Origin of the sequence: Streptomyces sp. NPDC101166, from assembly GCF_044768125.1 — a bacterium.
Lineage (GTDB): Bacteria > Actinomycetota > Actinomycetes > Streptomycetales > Streptomycetaceae > Streptomyces.
The window spans coordinates 1-19507 of the sequence record NZ_JBIWPF010000016.1 but is presented as its reverse complement, the minus strand read 5'-3'; the positions used below and the strand labels follow the sequence as shown (position 1 = coordinate 19507).

Below are 19507 nucleotides of genomic sequence, written 5' to 3'. Positions count from 1 at the left end.
GGACCCTTGTTCGACACCGTGCTCGTGGCCAACCGCGGCGAGATCGCCGTCCGCGTCATCCGCACCCTGCGCTCGCTCGGCGTGCGTTCGGTGGCGGTCTTCTCCGACGCCGACGCCGACGCCCGGCATGTCCGGGAGGCCGACACCGCCGTGCGGATCGGCCCGGCGCCGGCCGCCGAGAGCTATCTGTCCGTGGAGCGGCTGCTGGAGGCCGCCGCCCGCACCGGCGCCCAGGCCGTCCACCCGGGGTACGGCTTCCTCGCGGAGAACGCCGCCTTCGCGCGCGCGTGCGCCGAGGCGGGGCTCGTCTTCATCGGGCCGCCCGCCGAGGCGATCGCCCTGATGGGCGACAAGATCCGCGCCAAGGCGACCGTGCGCGAGGCCGGGGTGCCGGTCGTGCCGGGCTCGTCCGGCAGCGGCCTCGACGACGCGCAGCTGATCGAGGCCGCCCGCGAGATCGGCGTGCCCGTGCTGCTGAAGCCGAGCGCCGGCGGCGGCGGCAAGGGCATGCGCCTGGTCCGTGACGTGGCGCACCTCGCCGACGAGATCGCCGCCGCACGCCGTGAGGCCCGCGCCTCCTTCGGCGACGACACGCTCCTCGTGGAGCGGTGGATCGACCGGCCCCGCCACATCGAGATCCAGGTGCTGGCCGACGCCCATGGCGACGTCGTCCACCTGGGCGAGCGCGAATGCTCCCTCCAGCGCCGGCACCAGAAGATCGTCGAGGAGGCGCCCAGCGTCCTGCTCGACGAGACGACCCGGGCCGCGATGGGCGAGGCGGCGGTTCAGGCGGCCCGTTCCTGCGGCTACCGGGGCGCGGGGACCGTGGAGTTCATCGTCCCGGGCGGGGACCCGACGGCGTACTACTTCATGGAGATGAACACCCGCCTGCAGGTGGAGCACCCGGTCACCGAGCTGGTCACCGGCCTGGACCTGGTGGAGTGGCAGCTGCGGGCGGCGGCGGGCGAGCCGTTGGCGTTCACCCAGGACGACATCGCCCTCACCGGGCACGCCGTCGAGGCGCGGCTGTGCGCCGAGGACCCCGCGCGGGGTTTCCTGCCCTCCGGCGGCACGGTGCTCAGGCTGCGCGAGCCGCAGGGCGACGGCGTCCGCACCGACTCGGGGCTCGTCGAGGGCGCCGAGGTCGGCAGCCTGTACGACCCGATGCTGTCCAAGGTGATCGCGTACGGCCCCGACCGGGCGACGGCCCTGCGGAAGCTGCGGGCGGCCCTCGCGGAGACGGTCACACTGGGCGTGCAGACCAACGCCGGGTTCCTGCGCCGGCTGCTGGCCCATCCGGCGGTCGTGGCGGGCGAGCTGGACACCGGGCTGGTCGAGCGGGTCGCGGAGGACCTGGTCCCGGCCGACGTGCCCGAGGAGGTCTACGAGGCCGCCGCGGCCGTACGCCTGGAGGCGCTGCGGCCGCGCGGGGAGGGCTGGACGGACCCCTTCTCGGTGCCGAGCGGCTGGCGGATGGGCGGCGTGCCCCGGCCGGTCGCCTTCCCCCTGCGGGTGACCGAGCCCGTCGAGCACACGACGCGCGGCTCCCACACCGTCACCGAGGACCTCGTCCATGTCACCCTCGACGGCGTCCGGCACTCCTTCCACCGGGCCGGCGACTGGCTGGGCCGGGACGGCGACGCCTGGCACGTGCGCGACCACGACCCGGTCGCCGCCTCCCTGTCGGGGGCCGCGCACGCGGGCGCCGACTCGCTGACCGCGCCCATGCCGGGCACGGTGACGGTGGTGAAGGTCGCCGTCGGCGACGAGGTGGCCGCCGGGCAGAGCCTGCTGGTGGTGGAGGCGATGAAGATGGAGCACGTCATCTCCGCCCCGCACGCCGGCACGGTCGCCGAACTGGACGTCGCACCGGGCACGACGGTCGCCATGGACCAGGTCCTGGCGGTCGTCGCACCGCACGAGGAGGCCGCGGGATGACATCGCCGGACACCCTGCGCGGGCTCCCCATGGTCGTGCCGGCCGGGGGCCTGCCCGCACGCGTCAGGATCCACGAGGTCGGGGCGCGCGACGGACTGCAGAACGAGAAGACGGCCGTGCCGACCGAGGTGAAGGCGGAGTTCGTGCGCCGGCTCGCCGAGGCCGGGCTCACGACGATCGAGGCGACCAGCTTCGTGCACCCCAAGTGGGTGCCCCAACTGGCCGACGCCGAGCAGTTGTACCCGCTGGTGTCCTCGCTGCCCGTGGAGCTGCCCGTCCTGGTGCCCAACGAGCGCGGACTGGACCGGGCGCTCGCCCTCGGGGCCGGGCGGGTCGCCGTGTTCGCCAGCGCCACCGAGTCCTTCGCCAAGGCCAACCTCAACCGCACGGTGGACGAGGCGCTCGCCATGTTCGAGCCGGTCGTGGCCCGCGCGAAGGCGAACGCCGTCCATGTGCGCGGCTATCTCTCCATGTGCTTCGGCGACCCCTGGGAGGGCGCGGTCCCGGTCCCCCAGGTGGTGCGGGTCTGCCGGGCGCTGCTCGACATGGGGTGCGACGAGCTGAGCCTCGGCGACACGATCGGCGTCGCCACCCCCGGCCACGTCGTGGAGCTGCTCACCGCGCTCGGCGAACAAGGCGTCCCCGCGGGCGTGCTGGGCGTGCACTTCCACGACACCTACGGGCAGGCCCTCGCCAACACCCTGACCGCGCTCCAGCACGGTGTCACCACCGTCGACGCCTCGGCGGGCGGTCTCGGCGGCTGCCCGTACGCGAAGTCCGCCACCGGCAATCTCGCCACCGAAGACCTCGTGTGGATGCTGCGGGGCCTCGGCATCGACACCGGGGTCGACCTCGGCCGTCTCGTCGCCACAAGCGTCTGGATGGCCGAACAGTTGGGCCGCCCCAGCCCCTCCCGCACCGTGCGGGCCCTGTCCCACAAGGAGCAGTGATGGACCACCGCCTCTCCCCCGAACTCGAGGAACTCCGCCGCACGGTGGAGGCGTTCGCCCATGACGTCGTAGCCCCCAAGATCGGCGACTACTACGAACGGCACGAGTTCCCGTACGAGATCGTCCGTGAGATGGGCCGGATGGGCCTGTTCGGGCTGCCGTTCCCCGAGGAGCACGGCGGCATGGGCGGCGACTACCTGGCGCTCGGCATCGCCCTGGAGGAGCTGGCCCGTGTCGACTCCTCCGTCGCCATCACCCTGGAGGCGGGCGTCTCGCTGGGCGCCATGCCGCTGCACCTGTTCGGCACGGAAGAGCAGAAGCGCACGTGGCTGCCGCGTCTGTGCTCCGGAGAGATCCTCGGCGCGTTCGGCCTCACCGAGCCCGACGGCGGCTCGGACGCGGGCGCGACGCGCACGACGGCGCGGCTGGACGAGGGGACGAACGAATGGGTCATCAACGGCACGAAGTGCTTCATCACCAACTCGGGCACCGACATCACCGGTCTGGTCACGGTCACGGCGGTCACCGGCCGGGGGCCTGACGGCAGACCGCTGATCTCCGCGATCATCGTCCCGTCGGGCACGCCCGGCTTCACGGTGGCCGCCCCCTACTCCAAGGTCGGCTGGAACGCCTCCGACACCCGCGAGCTGTCCTTCGCGGACGTGCGCGTCCCGGCGGCGAACCTGCTCGGCGAAGAGGGCCGCGGCTACGCCCAGTTCCTGCGCATCCTGGACGAGGGCCGGATCGCGATCGCAGCCCTCGCCACCGGGCTCGCCCAGGGCTGTGTGGACGAGTCGGTGAAGTACGCGCGCGAACGCCAGGCCTTCGGCCGTCCGATCGGCGCGAACCAGGCCATACAGTTCAAGATCGCCGACATGGAGATGAAGGCGCACACGGCGCGTCTCGCCTGGCGCGACGCGGCGTCCCGGCTGGTGGCCGGCGAGCCCTTCAAGAAGGAGGCGGCGCTGGCGAAGCTGTACTCCTCGACGGTCGCCGTCGACAACGCCCGTGACGCCACCCAGGTCCACGGCGGGTACGGCTTCATGAACGAGTATCCGGTCGCCCGCATGTGGCGCGACTCCAAGATCCTGGAGATCGGCGAGGGCACGAGCGAGGTGCAACGCATGCTGATCGCACGGGAGTTGGGGCTCGCCGGCTGACCCCTGGCGGGCGGAGCGCTCGAAGCGGCCGCGGCGGTGCGCCCGTCGCGGCCGTCGGCATGGGCGCTTCGCCCCGCACATGACGGGGCGTTCACCGCCCGCACATGACTCATGAGCGGGACTGGACAAGATCTGAGGTTAGGCTAACCTACATTCGAACTTGCCCTTGGGTGATCAGCCCCGTTCGAAAGCAGCCAGATTCATGTCCAACGCCACCACCCACCTCACCCGCCGCGGCATCCTCGCCGCCGGTGGCGCCCTCGGCCTCGGGGCCGTCCTCGCGGCCTGCGGGGACGACGACGCGAAGAGCGGTGGCTCGGACTCGACCGCCGCCCCCTCCGCCAAGTCGGGCCCCTGGACGTTCAAGGACGACCGCGGCACCACCGTGAAGCTCGACAAGACGCCCGCGAACATCGTCGCCTTCACCGGCGTCGCCGCCGCCCTGTTCGACTACGGCATCCAGGTCAAGGGCGTCTTCGGCCCGACCAAGACGACCGCCGGCAAGCCCGACGTCCAGGCCGGCGACATGGACGTCTCCAAGGTCGAGATCATCGGCAACGTCTGGGACGAGTTCAACGTCGAGAAGTACGCGGCGCTCGCTCCCGACGTGCTCATCTCCACGATGTTCGACAACACCGGCACCCTCTGGTACGTCCCCGAGGCCTCCAAGGACAAGATCGCCAAGCTCGCCCCGACCGTCGGCATATCCGTCTACGACCGCCAGCTCACCGCGCCCCTGGAGCGCATGTGGGCGCTGGCCGGGTCCCTGGGCGCGGACCTGACCGCCGCCAAGGTCACCGACGCCAAGAAGCGCTTCGAGGCCGCGGCCACCCGGCTGCGCGCCGCCGCCAAGGCCAAGCCCGACATCAAGGTGCTGGCCGGTTCCGCGAGCGCGGAGCTGTTCTACGTCTCCGGCACCAACCTCTCCATCGACCTCGAGTACTTCAAGGCCCTCGGCGTGAACTTCGTCGAGCCGCCGGAGAGCGCCAAGGCGCAGGGCGGCGGCTGGTTCGAGTCGCTCAGCTGGGAGAACGTCGACAAGTACAAGGCCGACATCATCATGCTGGACGACCGCTCGCAGGCGCTGCAGCCTTCGGCGATCACCAAGCCGACGTGGAAGCAGCTGCCGGCCGTCAAGGCGGGGCAGGTCATCGGGCGGTCGCCGGAGCCGATCCTGTCGTACGACAAGTGCGTGCCGCTGCTGGAGAACCTCGCCAAGGCGCTGGAGACGGCGAAGAAGGTCGCCTGATCACGGTGGCCTGACGTCGTGGGTGAGCTGCGGGTCCGGCTGTGACCGGTCGCGCCCACGCGGCGGAGCCGCACCTCGACACAGCCCCGCGCCCCTCGGTCAGCTGCCCTGCCCCCCGTCGACACCTGACGCAACATCAGGAGAGCGCCTCATGACCACCGCCGTTGCCGCACCGTTCCGCTTCTTCTCCCTCCAGGTCGCTCGAACCACACGGCTCGACGCGTCCCTCGTCCGGGTCACCTTCGCCGGGGAGGACCTCCAGTACTTCTTCTCCGACGGGTACGACCAGTCGCTCTCGCTCTTCCTGCCGCACCCCGGGCAGAGCGAGCCGCGGATTCCGTACGAGCTCGGGGACGGCTGGTGGCAGGCATGGCGTGAACTGCCGGACGACGTGCGGGCGGTGATGCGCTCGTACACGCTCCGGTCGCTGCGCCGGGACGCCTCGGGGCGGACCACGGAGATCGACGTCGACTTCGTGCTGCACACCCCGGCCGGCCCGGCCTCCCGGTGGGCCTCCCGGGCCGTCGCCGGGGACCGCGTGGTGCTGCTCGGGCCGGCGATCGCCGACAACCGGGCGATCCGCTTCCGGGCGCCCGAGGACACCGACCTGGTGCTGCTGTGGGGCGACGAGACGGCGCTGCCCGCGATCTCCTCGATCCTCGAGGCGCTGCCGGCCGGGCTGCGGGTGCGGGCCTGGCTGGAGGTCCACGACGCCGGGAGCGTGCGGGGTCTGGCGACGGCGGCGGACGCCGAGATCACCTGGCTCGTGCACGGCGACCGCACCGGCGGGGAGGGCGACGAGGGCTCCCCCATGACCCTCGACGCCCTGCGCGCCGCCCGGCTGCCGTCCGCCGAGCGGCCGTACGTGTGGATCGCGGGCGAGTCGGGGTGCGTGAAACAGCTGCGCCGGCACTTCGTCGGTGAGCGCGGGATCGACCGGCGCAGGGTCACGTTCGTCGGCTACTGGCGCCGGGGCCTGTCCGAGGAGCAGCTGCGCGAGCAGGAGTGAGACTCGGCAACACCCTTTCCCGAAAGGCAAGTTGACTGCCGGACAAACGTGAGGACCGTCACGGGGAGGGCCGGGTTCGAGTTCGCGTCAACTTAGGTTAGGCTTGCCTAAGTTGAACCCGAGGCTCCGCCCCTGTGTCCGTTCCCCGAGCGGACCGTCCCCACCCGGAGGACCCCCACCATGCGCTCGCACCTGCTCAATGACACGACCGCGGAGCAGTACCGCCGCTCCGTGACCGAAGGAGTCGAGCGGGTGGCCGCCAAACTCGCCGCCACCGACCGTCCGTTCACCGGCGTCTCGGTCGACGACCTCGCCCCCCGGATCGAGGGCATCGACCTGGACAAGCCCCTGCACGACACCGCGGCCGTCCTGGACGAGCTGGAGGAGGTCTACCTCCGCGACGCGATCTACTTCCACCACCCCCGCTACCTCGCGCACCTCAACTGCCCGGTCGTCATCCCCGCCGTCCTCGGCGAAGCCGTCCTCTCCGCCGTCAACTCCTCCTTGGACACCTGGGACCAGTCGGCCGGCGGCACCCTCATCGAGCGCAAACTGATCGACTGGACGGCCGAGCGCATCGGCCTCGGCCCCGCCGCCGACGGTGTCTTCACCTCCGGCGGCTCGCAGTCCAACCTCCAGGCCCTGCTGCTGGCCCGCGAGGAGGCCAAGCCGGGGCGCGACGGGTGGGAGGGGCCGGCCGCCCTCGGCAAGCTGCGTGTCTTCGCCTCCGAGGTCAGCCACTTCAGCGTGAAGAAGTCCGCGAAACTGCTCGGCCTCGCAGCGGACGCCGTGGTCTCCGTCCCCGTCGACCACGACAAGCGCCTGCAGACCGTCGCCCTCGCCCGCGAGCTGGAGCGCTGCACCGAGGCCGGTCTGGTCCCCATGGCCGTCGTCGCCACCGCAGGCACCACCGACTTCGGCTCCATCGACCCGCTGCCCGAGATCGCCGAGCTGTGCGACCGGTACGGCGCGTGGATGCACGTCGACGCCGCGTACGGCTGCGGCCTGCTCGCCTCTGTGAAGTACCGGGACCGCATCGACGGCATCGAGCGCGCCGACTCCGTCACCGTCGACTACCACAAGTCCTTCTTCCAGCCGGTGAGCTCCTCGGCGGTGCTGGTGCGCGACGCGGCCACGCTCCGGCACGCCACCTACCACGCCGAGTACCTCAACCCGCGCCGCATGGTGGAGGAGCGCATCCCCAACCAGGTGGACAAGTCCCTGCAGACCACACGCCGATTCGACGCGCTCAAGCTGTGGATGACCCTGCGCACGATGGGCGCCGACGGCATCGGCTCGCTCTTCGACGAGGTGTGCGACCTCGCCGCCGAGGGCTGGGAGCTGCTCGCCGCCGACCCGCGCTTCGACGTCGTCGTCCAGCCCTCGCTGTCCACGCTCGTCTTCCGCTACATCCCCGCGGCCGTCACCGACCCGGGTGCGATCGACCGTGCCAACCTCCACGCCCGCAAAGCCCTGTTCGCCTCCGGCGACGCCGTGGTCGCGGGCACCAAGGTGAACGGCCGCCACTACCTGAAGTTCACCCTGCTCAACCCCGAGACCACGACCGCCGACATGGCCGCCGTCCTCGACCTGATCGCCGGCCACGCCGAGCAGTACCTGGGAGAACCCCTTGACCGCGCTTCCTGACACCACGGACACGACCTACGACTTCGTGGGCATCGGGCTCGGCCCCTTCAACCTCGGCCTCGCCTGTCTCACCGAGCCCATCGGTGAACTGAACGGGATCTTCCTGGAGTCCAAGCCCGACTTCGAGTGGCACGCCGGCATGTTCCTCGACGGCGCGCACCTGCAGACGCCGTTCATGTCGGACCTCGTGACCCTCGCCGACCCGACCTCGCCGTACTCCTTCCTCAACTACCTGAAGGAGAAGGGGCGGCTGTACTCGTTCTACATCCGCGAGAACTTCTACCCGCTGCGGGTCGAGTACGACGACTACTGCCGCTGGGCCGCGAACAAGCTGAGCAACGTCCGCTTCTCGACGACGGTCGACGAGATCGTCCACGACGGCGAGCGGTACGTGGTGCGCACCACCGCCGGCGAGGAGTTCCGCGCCCGTCGTCTGGTCCTCGGCACCGGCACCTCGCCGCACTACCCGGAGGCGGTCAGCGATCTGGGCGGCGACTTCTTCCACAACTCCCGCTATGTGCAGAACAAGGCGGAGCTGCAGAAGAAGCGGTCGATCACCATCGTCGGCTCCGGCCAGTCGGCCGCCGAGATCTACCAGGACCTGCTCAGCGAGATCGACGTCCACGGCTATCAGCTGAACTGGGTCACCCGCTCCCCGCGCTTCTTCCCGCTGGAGTACACCAAGCTCACGCTGGAGATGACCTCCCCGGAGTACGTCGACTACTTCCGCGCGCTGCCCGAGGCCACCCGCTACCGGCTCACCGCCCAGCAGAAGGGCCTGTTCAAGGGCATCGACGGCGACCTCGTCAACGACATCTTCGACCTGCTCTACCAGAAGAACCTCGGCGGCCCGGTCCCCACCCGGCTGCTCACCAACTCCGCCCTGACCGCCGCGGCGTACGAGGACGGCGCCTACCGCCTGTCCTTCCGCCAGGAGGAGCAGGAGAAGGACTTCGAGCTGGCCTCCGAGGGACTGGTGCTGGCCACCGGATACGCCTACGCGGAACCCGGGTTCCTCCGGCCGATCCGCGACAGGCTCCGCTACGACTCCCAGGGCAACTTCGACGTCGCCCGCAACTACGCCATCGACAGCACCGGCCGGGAGGTGTTCCTGCAGAACGGGGGCGTCCACGCCCACAGCATCACCTCGCCCGACCTGGGCATGGGCCCCTACCGCAACAGCTACATCATCCGAGAGCTGCTCGGCAGCGAGTACTACCCGGTCGAGAAGACCATCGCGTTCCAGGAGTTCGCCGTATGACCCCCACCACCGGCTCCCGCGCCGACACCGGCCCCCTCACCCTCCGGCCTCTCGACCCGCTGAAAGACGCCGAGTTGCTGCACGGCTGGGTGACGCATCCCAAGGCCGCCTACTGGATGATGCAGGACGCGACGCTCGTGGACGTCGAGCGGGCGTACATGGAGACAGCCGCCGACGAGCACCATCACGCCCTGCTCGGGCTGCACCGCGGCGTGCCGGCCTTCCTCATGGAGTACTACGACCCGGCCCACCGTGAACTGGTCGGGCTGTACGAGCCGCAGCCCGGCGACATCGGCATGCACTTCCTGGTCGCCCCCACCGACCGGCCCGTGCACGGCTTCACCCGAGCGGTCATCACCGCCGTGATGGCGCGGCTGTTCGAGGACCCGGCGGTGCGGCGCGTCGTCGTCGAGCCGGACGTGGCCAACAAGGCCGTGCACGCCCTGAACGAGGCCGTCGGCTTCGTGGCGGAGCGGGAGATCGTCAAGCCGGAGAAGAAGGCGCTGCTGAGCTTCTGCACGCGGGAGCAGTTCGCCGCCGCGACGGGGGTGGCCGCATGAGCCTCACCGACTCCGTGGCCCACCTCTCCCCCGAGCGCTGGGAGACGGCCAATCGTCTGCTGGTGCGCAAGGCCCTCGCCGAGTTCGCGCACGAGCGGCTGCTCACCCCCGAGCCGGAGGGCGACGACGGCCGGTACACCGTCCGCAGCGACGACGGGCTGACCGCGTACCGCTTCGCCGCCGTCCGCCGCGCCCTCGACCACTGGCAGGTCGACGCCGACTCGATCACCCGCAGCCGGGACGGCGTCGAACTCCCCCTCGCCGCGCTGGACTTCTTCATCGAGCTGAAGACGACGCTGGGCCTGAGCGAGGAGATCCTGCCAGTCTACCTGGAGGAGATCTCCTCCACCCTCTCCGGCACCTGCTACAAGCTCACCAAGCCGCAGCTCACCTCGGCGGAGCTCGCGCGCAGCGGCTTCCAGGCCATCGAGACCGGGATGACCGAGGGCCACCCCTGTTTCGTCGCCAACAACGGGCGGCTGGGCTTCGGCGTCCACGAGTACCTGTCGTACGCGCCGGAGACGGCGAGCCCGGTCCGGCTGGTGTGGCTGGCCGCGCACCGGTCGCGGGCGGCGTTCACCGCGGGCGCCGGCATCGAGTACGAGTCCTTCGTCCGGCAGGAGCTGGGCGAGGAGACGGTCGAGCGGTTCGAGGCGCGGCTCACCGACCGGGGGCTGGACCCGGCCGACTACCTGCTCATCCCCGTCCACCCCTGGCAGTGGTGGAACAAGCTGGCCGTCACCTTCGCCGCCGAGGTCGCCCGGGGGAACCTGGTGTGCCTGGGCGAGGGCGAGGACGAGTACCTGGCGCAGCAGAGCATCCGGACGTTCTTCAACAGCTCGCACCCCGAGAAGCACTACGTGAAGACGGCGCTGTCCGTGCTCAACATGGGCTTCATGCGCGGCCTCTCGGCGGCGTACATGGAGGCCACCCCGGCGATCAACGACTGGCTGGCGCGGCTCATCGACGACGACCCGGTGCTGAGGTCGTCGGGTCTGTCGATCATCCGGGAGCGGGCGGCCGTGGGCTACCGGCACCTGGAGTACGAGGCGGCGACCGACCGCTACTCGCCGTACCGCAAGATGCTGGCCGCGTTGTGGCGGGAGAGCCCGGTGCCGTCCCTGAAGGACGGCGAGTCGCTCGCCACGATGGCCTCGCTGATCCACGTGGACCACGAGGGAAGGTCGGTGGCCGGCGCGCTGATCGAGCAGTCGGGGCTGGCGCCCACCGAGTGGCTGCGCCACTACCTGGAGGCGTACTACACCCCGCTGCTGCACTCGTTCTACGCCTACGACCTGGTCTTCATGCCGCACGGCGAGAACACCATCCTGGTGCTGCGGGACGGGGTCGTGCAGCGGGCGGTCTACAAGGACATCGCCGAGGAGATCGCGGTGATGGACCCGGACGCGGTGCTGCCGCCTGCGGTGCGGCGCATCCGGGTGGAGGTCCCCGAGGACAAGAAGCTGCTGTCGATCTTCACGGACGTCTTCGACTGCTTCTTCCGCTTCCTCGCCGCGGACCTCGCCGCCGAAGAGATCCTGGAGGAGGGCGAGTTCTGGCGTACGGTCGCCGAGGTGACCCGCGCCTACCAGGACGCGAACCCCCAGCTGGCCGAGCGGTTCGAGCAGTACGACATGTTCGCGCCCCGGTTCGCGCTGTCCTGCCTCAACCGGCTGCAACTGCGCAACAACAAGCAGATGGTGGACCTGGCGGACCCGTCGGGCGCCCTCCAGCTGATCGGAACCCTTCAGAACCCCGTCGCCGGGTTCTGATCGAACGGACGGGCGCCCCCGAGTACGGTCCTCGGGGGTGCCCGTCGCCGTCTTTGGAAGAATCGCCCCATGGCGGAAATCATCCAGAAGGACGGCACCTGGGTCTTCGACGGCGACACGCTGCGGCTGACCCCGGGGAGGGACAAGAACGTCGGCCTGTTACGCCGGACGCTCGGCGAACTCACGCTGCCTCTCAGCGCGTTGGCGGGGATCTCGTTCGAGCAGGGGAAGAAGGCCGGACGGCTGAGACTACGGCTGCGGGACGGCGCCGACCCCTTGCTGCACGCGACGGGCGGCCGGCTCACCGAGCCGCACGATCCCTACCGACTCCTCGTCGAGAGCGACCGTTTCGGTGTCGCCGAGTACTTCGCGGACGAGGTGCGCAACGCGCTGCTGCTGGAGGAGGTCCCCTCCGAGGCGGTGGAGTCGTATCTGCTGCCGGGGCCGTCGGTGCCGCTGTCGGTGTCCGCGGGGGACGGCACGGCGAGCTTCGACGGCGAGTGCGTGAAACTGGAGTGGAACTGGAAGACGGAGGAGGCCAAGGCGACCGCCGGGACCCGCACGCTGCCCGTCGCCGAGATCACGGCCGTGGAATGGCATCCGGCCGCGGGCCTGGGCAACGGCCATCTGCGCTTCACCGTCCGGGGCGCGGCCACCAAGGCGCCGCCCAAGTACGACCCCAACGCGGTCGAGTTGTGGGGATTCAAGAAGGATCCGCTGATGGCGCTGGTGGCGGCCGCCGTGCAGGCGCGGCTGCCGCACCCCTCGGGCGCCCCCGAGGACGCGGTGCCCGGGGCGCGTGACCGGCTCGCCGCCGCTCCTTCCGCCGTTCCCGCCGTTCCCGCCGTTCCCGCCGTTCCCGCCGTTCCCGCCGGGGACGAACACGACGCGCTGCTGCGGCGGTTGCGGGAGCTGGGCGGGCTGCACCGGGACGGGGTGCTGACGGACGAGGAATTCGCCGTGGCCAAGCAGGCGGTCCTCAAGCGGATGTGAGGACCGCCCGCGCGCACGCGGCTACTTCGCCTTGCGCGCCACCGTGAAGTGGTCGACCTGCTCCCCGCTCTCGGCGATGCCCCGCACGGTGAGCGTGGCCGTGCGGCCCTTGGCGGCGGGGGCGACGTCGACGCGCAGGAACGAGTAGTCGAGGTAGCGCACCCGGGACCAGGCGACGGTCTCGTTCTGCTTGCCGTCCTTGGTGTTGACGAACGAGGCGACGGACTCCACGTCGTCGACATGGCCCTCGTAGGACAGCGGGGCGGTGAAGGAGTACAGGCTGCGGCCCGCGGCGCCCGCGGTGACATAGACGACGCCGTCGCTCTCGGGATAGGCCGTGCCGCCGATCGGGAGCTCCCGGGCGACCTTGCCGCCCTTGATGACGTCGGTGCGCTCGTACTGGTGGTTGTGGCCGTTGATGACGAGGTCCACGGAGTACTTCTCGAACAGCGGCACCCACTCCTGGCGCACTCCCCCCTCCGAGGCGTGGGCGGTGGAGGTGCAGTAGGCGCAGTGGTGGAAGAAGACGACGACGAAGTCGATGTCCTTCGCCGCGCGGTACTTCTTGAGCTGGGCCTCCAGCCATGTGGTCTGGGTGCCGCCGGAGATGCCGAGGTTGGCCGGGATCTCGAAGGAGACGTCGTTGGCGTCGAGGGAGACGACCGCCGTGTTGCCGTAGACGAAGGAGTAGACGCCGGGGAGGTTCTTGCGGTCGGGGCCGTTGCCGGGGAGGTTCCAGCGGGCCTCCTCGCCGCCGTAGCCGTTGGGCGAGTACCAGGCCTCCATGTCGTGGTTGCCGAAGGCCGGCATCCAGGGGACGGACTTGGCGACGGACTCGGTCTGGGCGAGGAACTGGTCCCAGATCCGGGAGTCGAAGCCGGTGTCGGCGGTCTTGCCGGAGCCGGAGGGGTCGGCGTAGGCGATGTCCCCGGCGTGCAGGTGGAAGGCGGGGTTCTGGCCCAGCAGGAGGCTGTTGTTGGCGAGGCCGTGGTAGCTGACGCCCTCGTCGCCGAAGGCGGTGAAGGTGAACGGCTCCTTGTGCGCGGGGGCGGTGGTGAAGGTGCCCACGGTGCCGGCGAAGCGCGGGTCGGCCGGGTCGAAGCCGGCGTGGCCGACGCCGTAGAAGTACGTCCTGCCGGGCTTGAGACCGGTCAGCCTGGCGTGCACGTAGTACTGGGTGTGGTTGCCGCTGGCCCCGACGCCCGCCGGGGTGAAGAGGGTGCGCACCTCGGCCTCGATCTTGACGGAGAGGTGCGAGGCGTGGGTGCCGATCCGGACGAAGGGCTTCTTCACCGGGAGCGGCACCTGCCAGGAGATGCCGATCTCCGTGCGGGGGTCGTCACCGAAGGCCAGGTGGCGGCCGAAGGGAGCGACCAGTGAGCCGTCGACGGTCTCGGCGGCGGCGAAGGTCTGCGTGGGTACGGCGGCCTGTGCGGTGGCGCCGGGGACGAACGCGCCGCCGGCGACGGCGCCCAGGGTGACCGCGCCGCCCCTGATCATCGTGCGCCGGGAGAATCTGGTGCGCAGGTACTCGTGCTGCTCGGCCATGCTCATGCGGGCGGCGAGCCGCTCGGGTACGCCCATGCGAGGAGTGTCCATGACGCCCGAAACTCGCTGCCCCGGGCAACGGTTCGCGGGCGCGCGGATGGACGGCGTACGAACAGCCCCTCATGACAGATCCAATGTTGTGCCAAAGATCGTCCGCAAGCGGTTGCCCGGAATCGGGCAAGATTCTTGCGAAACCGGCTCCGGTACCTCAGGATCTACCGGGTGCACGACGAACTCGTTGATCATCTGACGCGCTCCTCGCCCCTCCAGCGGGGCGAGGCGCTGCGGGTGATCCAGGACGTGCTCGCCTACTTCGACGAGACGACCGAGGACTACGTCCGTCGCCGCCACCGCGAGCTCCAGGCCCAGGGCCTGGTGAACACGGAGATCTTCGAACGGATCGAGGCGGACCTGAAATACCGTGCGGTGGCCCCGCCGGAGCTCACGCTCCGGCAACTGCGGCGCATCGTCTACGGGTGATCGAAAGCTTGGGGATACGTATACATGTGCGGAATCGTCGGATACATCGGGAAGCGTGACGTCGCCCCGCTGCTCCTGGAGGGCCTGCAGCGCCTGGAGTACCGCGGCTACGACTCGGCGGGTCTCGTCGTCACCTCCCCGAAGACGGCCGGTCTGAAGATGGTCAAGGCCAAGGGCCGCGTCCGCGACCTGGAGGCGAAGGTCCCGGCCCGTTTCAAGGGCACCACGGGCATCGCCCACACCCGGTGGGCCACCCACGGCGCCCCCTCCGACGTCAACGCCCACCCGCACATGTCGGCCGACCTCAAGGTCGCCGTCGTCCACAACGGCATCATCGACAACGCCGCCGACCTGCGCCGCAAGCTGGAAGCGGACGGCGTGGAGTTCCTCTCCGAGACGGACACCGAGGTCCTCGTCCACCTCGTCGCCCGGTCCCAGGCCGACAAGCTGGAGGACAAGGTCCGCGACGCGCTGCGCGTGGTCGAGGGCACCTACGGCATCGCCGTCATGCACGCCGACTTCAACGACCGGATCGTCGTCGCCCGCAACGGCTCGCCGGTCGTCCTCGGCATCGGCGAGAAGGAGATGTTCGTCGCCTCGGACATCGCCGCCCTGGTCGCCCACACCCGCCAGGTCGTCACCCTGGACGACGGCGAGATGGCCACCCTCAAGGCCGACGACTTCCGCACCTACACCACCGAGGGCACCCGCACCACCGCCGAGCCCACCACCGTGGAGTGGGAGGCCGCTTCCTACGACATGGGCGGCCACGACACCTACATGCACAAGGAGATCCACGAGCAGGCCGACGCCGTGGACCGCGTGCTGCGCGGCCGCATCGACGACCGCTTCTCCACCGTGCACCTCGGCGGCCTCAACCTGGACGCCCGCGAGGCGCGCCAGATCCGCCGGGTGAAGATCCTCGGCTGCGGCACCTCGTACCACGCGGGCATGATCGGCGCCCAGATGATCGAGGAGCTGGCCCGCATCCCCGCCGACGCCGAGCCCGCCTCGGAGTTCCGCTACCGCAACGCGGTCGTCGACCCCGACACCCTGTACATCGCCGTCTCCCAGTCCGGTGAGACGTACGACGTGCTGGCCGCCGTCCAGGAGCTGAAGCGCAAGGGCGCGCGGGTGCTGGGCGTGGTGAACGTGGTCGGCTCGGCGATCGCCCGTGAGGCGGACGGCGGCATCTACGTGCACGCCGGCCCCGAGGTGTGCGTCGTCTCCACGAAGTGCTTCACCAACACCACGGTCGCCTTCGCGCTGCTCGCGCTGCACCTGGGCCGCACCCGCGACCTGTCGGTGCGCGACGGCAAGCGGATCATCGAGGGGCTGCGCAAGCTGCCCGGCCAGATCGCGGAGATCCTGGAGCAGGAGGCCGAGATCGAGAAGCTGGCCGAGCAGTTCGCCGAGGCCCGCTCGATGCTCTTCATCGGCCGCGTCCGGGGCTACCCGGTGGCCCGTGAGGCCTCCCTGAAGCTCAAGGAGGTCTCCTACATCCACGCCGAGGCCTACCCCGCCTCGGAGCTGAAGCACGGCCCGCTGGCCCTGATCGAGCCGGCCCTGCCGACGGTCGCGATCGTCCCCGACGACGACCTGCTGGAGAAGAACCGCGCCGCCCTGGAGGAGATCAAGGCCCGCAGCGGCAAGATCCTCGCGGTGGCCCACGAGTGCCAGGAGAAGGCCGACCAGACGATCGTCGTCCCGAAGAACGAGGACGAGCTCGACCCGATCCTGATGGGCATTCCGCTCCAGCTCCTCGCCTACTACACGGCGAAGGCCCTCGGCCGGGACATCGACAAGCCGCGCAACCTGGCGAAGTCGGTCACCGTCGAGTAGAAGAACCGACGCGGGTGGGCCCCCTGACGTGACGTCAGGGGGCCCACCCGTATGACACGTCAGTTCACCCTGACGAGCGACACGTCGGGTTCACGGGATGACGATGACGGGGCGCTTCGCGCGTTTGGCGAGCCGCCCGGCGACGGAGCCGAAGATGCGCCCGACGATGCCGTGCGTCGAGCCGACCACGATCGCGTCGGCCTCGTACTCCCGGCCCACCTCTTCGAGTTCGTGGCAGATGTCACCGCCGCGCTCGACCAGGATCCAGGGCACCTCGGAGAGGTAGTCGGCGCAGGCGAGCTCCAGCCCGAGCACCTCGGTGCGATGGTCCGGCACATCGACGAAGACCGGCGGCTCGCAGCCCGCCCACACCGTGGTGGGCAGCCGGTTGGCCACATGGACGATGATCAGCCCCGAGCGGGAGCGATGGGCCATGCCGATGGCGTACGCGAGGGCGCGCTCACTGGACATGGAGCCGTCGAAGCCGACGACCACGCCGTGCTTGAAAGCGGGATCGCAGGACGGGCGTGTCTCTTCCGCCGCCAGGGGCTCGGCCGCCGTCGGATCGGCGACGGGCCGCTTGCGGTCCGCGGGTTCGAAGAATTCGTGACCGGCCATGGCTGTCTCGGCGTATAGATCCTTAATACGGGTGGGACGAGCGTGAGCGGCGGAGCGTGTCCGGGAATCGCCTTCCCCGGCCCTTACCCTCAAGGGTACGGCGGCAAGCCCCGTCGACCCAGATCCCGCGCTTGTCCCCTGGGGGGTTCCAGGGAGCATGCACGAGGGCCGCCCGTAACGCAATGGTTGCTGTCCCGTACAGGCGGTTTGCACAGGATGCGCTCGCCGGGGGCAGTGACCGACCCGCCGGACGGACGTTGAACTCCGTGAGCCGTCGCCCCAGGAAGAGGCCAGGAAGAAGCCGCCCCATGCCCGCAGCCCGCCGAGCCCCCGACGCACGCGCCGGGGACGACCGGACCACCGACCTGATCCGCTGGGCGGCCTTCAGCTGCGTCCTGGTCCCGGTGGTCCTGCTCTGGTTCGGCGCCTCCCTCGCCGGCGCCCTGGGCACCGCTCTGGGCCTGGCCGCCGTCACCGCCGTCTGCCGGGTGCTGCTGCGCCGCTCGGAGCGGTGCGCCGCCCGACAGCGGGCGCGGGCGCACAGGGCCCACCTCTCGCACGGGCCCCGAAGGTCGCAGACGTCACTCTCGGAACAGCGGGCACAGGCCCCCTACGGGCCACGGCACGGGGCCCGCCGTCGCAGCGAGGGCGGAGCGCGGCGTGGCGGTCGTCACAGCGGCGGAAGCACACCGGTCGGCTGACCGGTTTTCACACCCCGAGGCATCGGTTTTCAGCCAACTTCCAGGAACCCCGCACCTCTTGCCCCGACCACCCCCCTCCCCCCGTCCCACCTGCACGAAGAAGGTCTGGGGGGCCCCGCGCACCCTACGTGGATTGGCCACTGCGACAAGGCGCACTTCCCTGCACGCCCCGCGAGTGCAACGCTTCGTGATCGAATGCTTCACGCCAAGTTGCCATGTCGACAATCCGTCGGGTGCTGAACCGGCCACGCCGGCGGCACACGACACAGTAGATTCGATCTTGACTGTTACGGCGGGGGACTCGTGCAGGACCGAGGGGAAACGTGCTGGAGCGACATGCCCGACAAGTTAGGGGCGCCGCGACCACCGAGGGGGGCTTAGCAGGATGAGCCACGACTCCACCGCCGCGCCGGAAGCCGCGGCCCGGAAGCTGTCGGGGCGACGCCGCAAGGAGATCGTCGCGGTGCTGCTGTTCAGCGGCGGCCCGATTTTCGAAAGTTCCATTCCGCTGTCGGTGTTCGGGATTGACCGCCAGGACGCCGGCGTACCGCGCTACCGACTTCTGGTGTGCGGCGGCGAGGACGGCCCACTGCGGACCACAGGGGGCCTGGAACTCACCGCACCGCACGGCTTGGAGGCGATATCCAGGGCCGGCACGGTCGTCGTGCCGGCCTGGCGTTCGATCACCTCCCCGCCGCCCGCGGAAGCGCTCGACGCACTGCGTCGAGCGCATGAGGAAGGCGCCCGCATCGTGGGCCTGTGCACCGGCGCGTTCGTGCTGGCGGCGGCGGGCCTGCTGGACGGGCGTCCGGCCACCACGCACTGGATGTACGCGCCGACGCTGGCCAAGCGCTATCCGTCGGTGCACGTCGATCCGCGGGAGCTGTTCGTCGACGACGGCGATGTGCTGACGTCGGCGGGCACGGCGGCCGGGATCGATCTCTGTCTCCACATCGTGCGGACGGACCACGGCAACGAGGCGGCCGGCGCGCTGGCCCGCCGACTCGTGGTCCCGCCGCGCCGGTCGGGCGGCCAGGAGCGCTATCTCGACCGGTCTTTACCGGAGGAGATCGGCGCCGACCCGCTCGCGGAGGTCGTCGCCTGGGCGCTGGAGCACCTCCACGAGCAGTTCGACGTGGAGACGCTCGCGGCGCGCGCGTACATGAGCCGGCGCACCTTCGACCGGCGGTTCCGCTCGCTCACCGGCAGTGCGCCGCTGCAGTGGCTGATCACCCAGCGGGTGCTTCAGGCGCAGCGGCTGCTGGAGACCTCGGACTACTCCGTCGACGAGGTCGCCGGGCGGTGCGGGTTCCGCTCCCCGGTGGCGCTGCGCGGGCACTTCCGGCGGCAGCTCGGCTCGTCCCCGGCCGCCTATCGGGCGGCGTACCGGGCACGCCGGCCGCAGGGAGACCGGCCGCAGGCCGACAGCGAGCCGCCCGCGCCGGTTCCGGCGGGGCCGGGCATGGGCGGGCTGCACCCGGAGGCGGGAGTACCGCCGCAGGTGCGGCGCACGCCAGGACCGACCGCGCCGCACACGGCGTCGGCCGCGGCTCTGTCGGCGGAGCACGGCCAGCACGCACGGGAGCCGTTCGCGGTGCCCCGGGCGAGCCTGCCGGGACCGCGTAGCGGGATGTGACGACGGGCGGGGGGGGGGGGGGGCGGGGGGCCCCCCCCCCCCCCCCCCCCCCCCCCCCCCCCCCCCCCGGGGGGCCCCCGCCCCCCGCCCCCCCCCCCCGGGGCCCCACCCCCGCCGCGCGGCCAGGGGGGGGGGGCGGACAC

The 19507-nt window shown here is 70.9% G+C and carries 16 protein-coding genes; 14 read left to right on the top strand and 2 right to left on the bottom strand.

What is annotated here, in order from left to right; translation table 11 throughout:
• The first annotated feature begins 6 nt into the window (after positions 1-6).
• The 10 genes from ACIRS4_RS26510 to ACIRS4_RS26465 all read left to right on the top strand — a co-directional run bounded on the left by ACIRS4_RS26510 (position 7) and on the right by ACIRS4_RS26465 (position 12539).
• Positions 7-1938 (top strand): acetyl/propionyl/methylcrotonyl-CoA carboxylase subunit alpha, encoded by a 1932-nt coding sequence (locus tag ACIRS4_RS26510; RefSeq protein ID WP_404200717.1) that lies wholly within the window; start codon positions 7-9, stop codon positions 1936-1938.
• Positions 1935-2888, top strand: a complete 954-nt coding sequence (locus ACIRS4_RS26505) for a hydroxymethylglutaryl-CoA lyase (RefSeq protein ID WP_404200715.1) — start codon at positions 1935-1937, stop codon at positions 2886-2888. The genes ACIRS4_RS26510 and ACIRS4_RS26505 overlap by 4 nt, the downstream gene beginning before the upstream one ends.
• Complete coding sequence (locus tag ACIRS4_RS26500; protein ID WP_404200713.1) at positions 2888-4048, top strand: acyl-CoA dehydrogenase family protein; 1161 nt, start codon at positions 2888-2890, stop codon at positions 4046-4048. Before ACIRS4_RS26505 ends, ACIRS4_RS26500 begins: the two co-directional genes overlap by 1 nt.
• Positions 4049-4250: 202 nt before the next feature.
• The gene (locus ACIRS4_RS26495) at positions 4251-5297 is read left to right on the top strand and encodes an ABC transporter substrate-binding protein (protein ID WP_404200711.1); all 1047 of its coding nucleotides are present in this window, start codon (positions 4251-4253) and stop codon (positions 5295-5297) included.
• Between the two features lie 151 nt (positions 5298-5448).
• Positions 5449-6306, top strand: a complete 858-nt coding sequence (locus tag ACIRS4_RS26490; protein ID WP_404200709.1) for a siderophore-interacting protein — start codon at positions 5449-5451, stop codon at positions 6304-6306.
• 180 nt (positions 6307-6486) lie between these two features.
• Positions 6487-7953: a lysine decarboxylase DesA gene (gene desA / locus ACIRS4_RS26485; protein WP_404200707.1), complete on the top strand. Its 1467-nt coding sequence runs from the start codon at positions 6487-6489 to the stop codon at positions 7951-7953.
• Positions 7937-9214 (top strand): lysine N(6)-hydroxylase/L-ornithine N(5)-oxygenase family protein, encoded by a 1278-nt coding sequence (locus ACIRS4_RS26480; protein ID WP_404200705.1) that lies wholly within the window; start codon positions 7937-7939, stop codon positions 9212-9214. Before desA ends, ACIRS4_RS26480 begins: the two co-directional genes overlap by 17 nt.
• The gene (locus ACIRS4_RS26475) at positions 9211-9774 is read left to right on the top strand and encodes a GNAT family N-acetyltransferase (RefSeq protein WP_404200703.1); all 564 of its coding nucleotides are present in this window, start codon (positions 9211-9213) and stop codon (positions 9772-9774) included. The genes ACIRS4_RS26480 and ACIRS4_RS26475 overlap by 4 nt, the downstream gene beginning before the upstream one ends.
• Positions 9771-11546 carry an IucA/IucC family protein gene (locus ACIRS4_RS26470; protein WP_404200701.1) on the top strand — a complete coding sequence of 592 codons (1776 nt, stop codon included), beginning with the start codon at positions 9771-9773 and terminating at the stop codon, positions 11544-11546. The genes ACIRS4_RS26475 and ACIRS4_RS26470 overlap by 4 nt, the downstream gene beginning before the upstream one ends.
• Positions 11547-11615: 69 nt before the next feature.
• Positions 11616-12539: a DUF4429 domain-containing protein gene (locus tag ACIRS4_RS26465; RefSeq protein WP_404200699.1), complete on the top strand. Its 924-nt coding sequence runs from the start codon at positions 11616-11618 to the stop codon at positions 12537-12539.
• Positions 12540-12560: 21 nt separating this feature from the next.
• Here the strand turns inward: ACIRS4_RS26465 and ACIRS4_RS26460 are convergent, their stop codons facing one another.
• Positions 12561-14123 carry a purple acid phosphatase family protein gene (locus tag ACIRS4_RS26460; RefSeq protein ID WP_404200697.1) on the bottom strand — a complete coding sequence of 521 codons (1563 nt, stop codon included), beginning with the start codon at positions 14121-14123 and terminating at the stop codon, positions 12561-12563.
• 186 nt (positions 14124-14309) lie between these two features.
• On the opposite strand from ACIRS4_RS26460, the gene ACIRS4_RS26455 reads away from it, so the two are divergent.
• Positions 14310-14567 (top strand): hypothetical protein, encoded by a 258-nt coding sequence (locus ACIRS4_RS26455; protein ID WP_404200695.1) that lies wholly within the window; start codon positions 14310-14312, stop codon positions 14565-14567.
• A gap of 24 nt (positions 14568-14591) precedes the next feature.
• Positions 14592-16409: a glutamine--fructose-6-phosphate transaminase (isomerizing) gene (gene glmS / locus ACIRS4_RS26450; RefSeq protein WP_404200693.1), complete on the top strand. Its 1818-nt coding sequence runs from the start codon at positions 14592-14594 to the stop codon at positions 16407-16409.
• 90 nt (positions 16410-16499) lie between these two features.
• Here glmS and ACIRS4_RS26445 read toward each other — a convergent pair whose 3' ends face one another.
• Positions 16500-17027 carry a universal stress protein gene (locus ACIRS4_RS26445; protein ID WP_404200691.1) on the bottom strand — a complete coding sequence of 176 codons (528 nt, stop codon included), beginning with the start codon at positions 17025-17027 and terminating at the stop codon, positions 16500-16502.
• Positions 17028-17335: 308 nt separating this feature from the next.
• Here ACIRS4_RS26445 and ACIRS4_RS26440 point away from each other — a divergent pair, with 308 nt between their 5' ends.
• Together ACIRS4_RS26440 and ACIRS4_RS26435 are read left to right on the top strand one after the other, a co-directional pair.
• The gene (locus tag ACIRS4_RS26440; RefSeq protein ID WP_404200689.1) at positions 17336-17728 is read left to right on the top strand and encodes a hypothetical protein; all 393 of its coding nucleotides are present in this window, start codon (positions 17336-17338) and stop codon (positions 17726-17728) included.
• Positions 17729-18113: 385 nt separating this feature from the next.
• Positions 18114-19364, top strand: a complete 1251-nt coding sequence (locus ACIRS4_RS26435; protein ID WP_404200687.1) for a helix-turn-helix domain-containing protein — start codon at positions 18114-18116, stop codon at positions 19362-19364.
• Positions 19365-19507 lie beyond the last annotated feature (143 nt).

Coding starts and splice junctions, on each gene's coding strand:
- ACIRS4_RS26505 (WP_404200715.1), top strand. CDS start 1,935: ATGACATCGCCGGACACCCTGCGCGGGCTCCCCATGGTCGTGCCGGCC.
- ACIRS4_RS26500 (WP_404200713.1), top strand. CDS start 2,888: ATGGACCACCGCCTCTCCCCCGAACTCGAGGAACTCCGCCGCACGGTG.
- ACIRS4_RS26495 (WP_404200711.1), top strand. CDS start 4,251: ATGTCCAACGCCACCACCCACCTCACCCGCCGCGGCATCCTCGCCGCC.
- ACIRS4_RS26490 (WP_404200709.1), top strand. CDS start 5,449: ATGACCACCGCCGTTGCCGCACCGTTCCGCTTCTTCTCCCTCCAGGTC.
- desA (WP_404200707.1), top strand. CDS start 6,487: ATGCGCTCGCACCTGCTCAATGACACGACCGCGGAGCAGTACCGCCGC.
- ACIRS4_RS26475 (WP_404200703.1), top strand. CDS start 9,211: ATGACCCCCACCACCGGCTCCCGCGCCGACACCGGCCCCCTCACCCTC.
- ACIRS4_RS26470 (WP_404200701.1), top strand. CDS start 9,771: ATGAGCCTCACCGACTCCGTGGCCCACCTCTCCCCCGAGCGCTGGGAG.
- ACIRS4_RS26465 (WP_404200699.1), top strand. CDS start 11,616: ATGGCGGAAATCATCCAGAAGGACGGCACCTGGGTCTTCGACGGCGAC.
- ACIRS4_RS26460 (WP_404200697.1), bottom strand. CDS start 14,123: ATGGGCGTACCCGAGCGGCTCGCCGCCCGCATGAGCATGGCCGAGCAG.
- glmS (WP_404200693.1), top strand. CDS start 14,592: ATGTGCGGAATCGTCGGATACATCGGGAAGCGTGACGTCGCCCCGCTG.
- ACIRS4_RS26445 (WP_404200691.1), bottom strand. CDS start 17,027: ATGGCCGGTCACGAATTCTTCGAACCCGCGGACCGCAAGCGGCCCGTC.
- ACIRS4_RS26440 (WP_404200689.1), top strand. CDS start 17,336: ATGCCCGCAGCCCGCCGAGCCCCCGACGCACGCGCCGGGGACGACCGG.
- ACIRS4_RS26435 (WP_404200687.1), top strand. CDS start 18,114: ATGAGCCACGACTCCACCGCCGCGCCGGAAGCCGCGGCCCGGAAGCTG.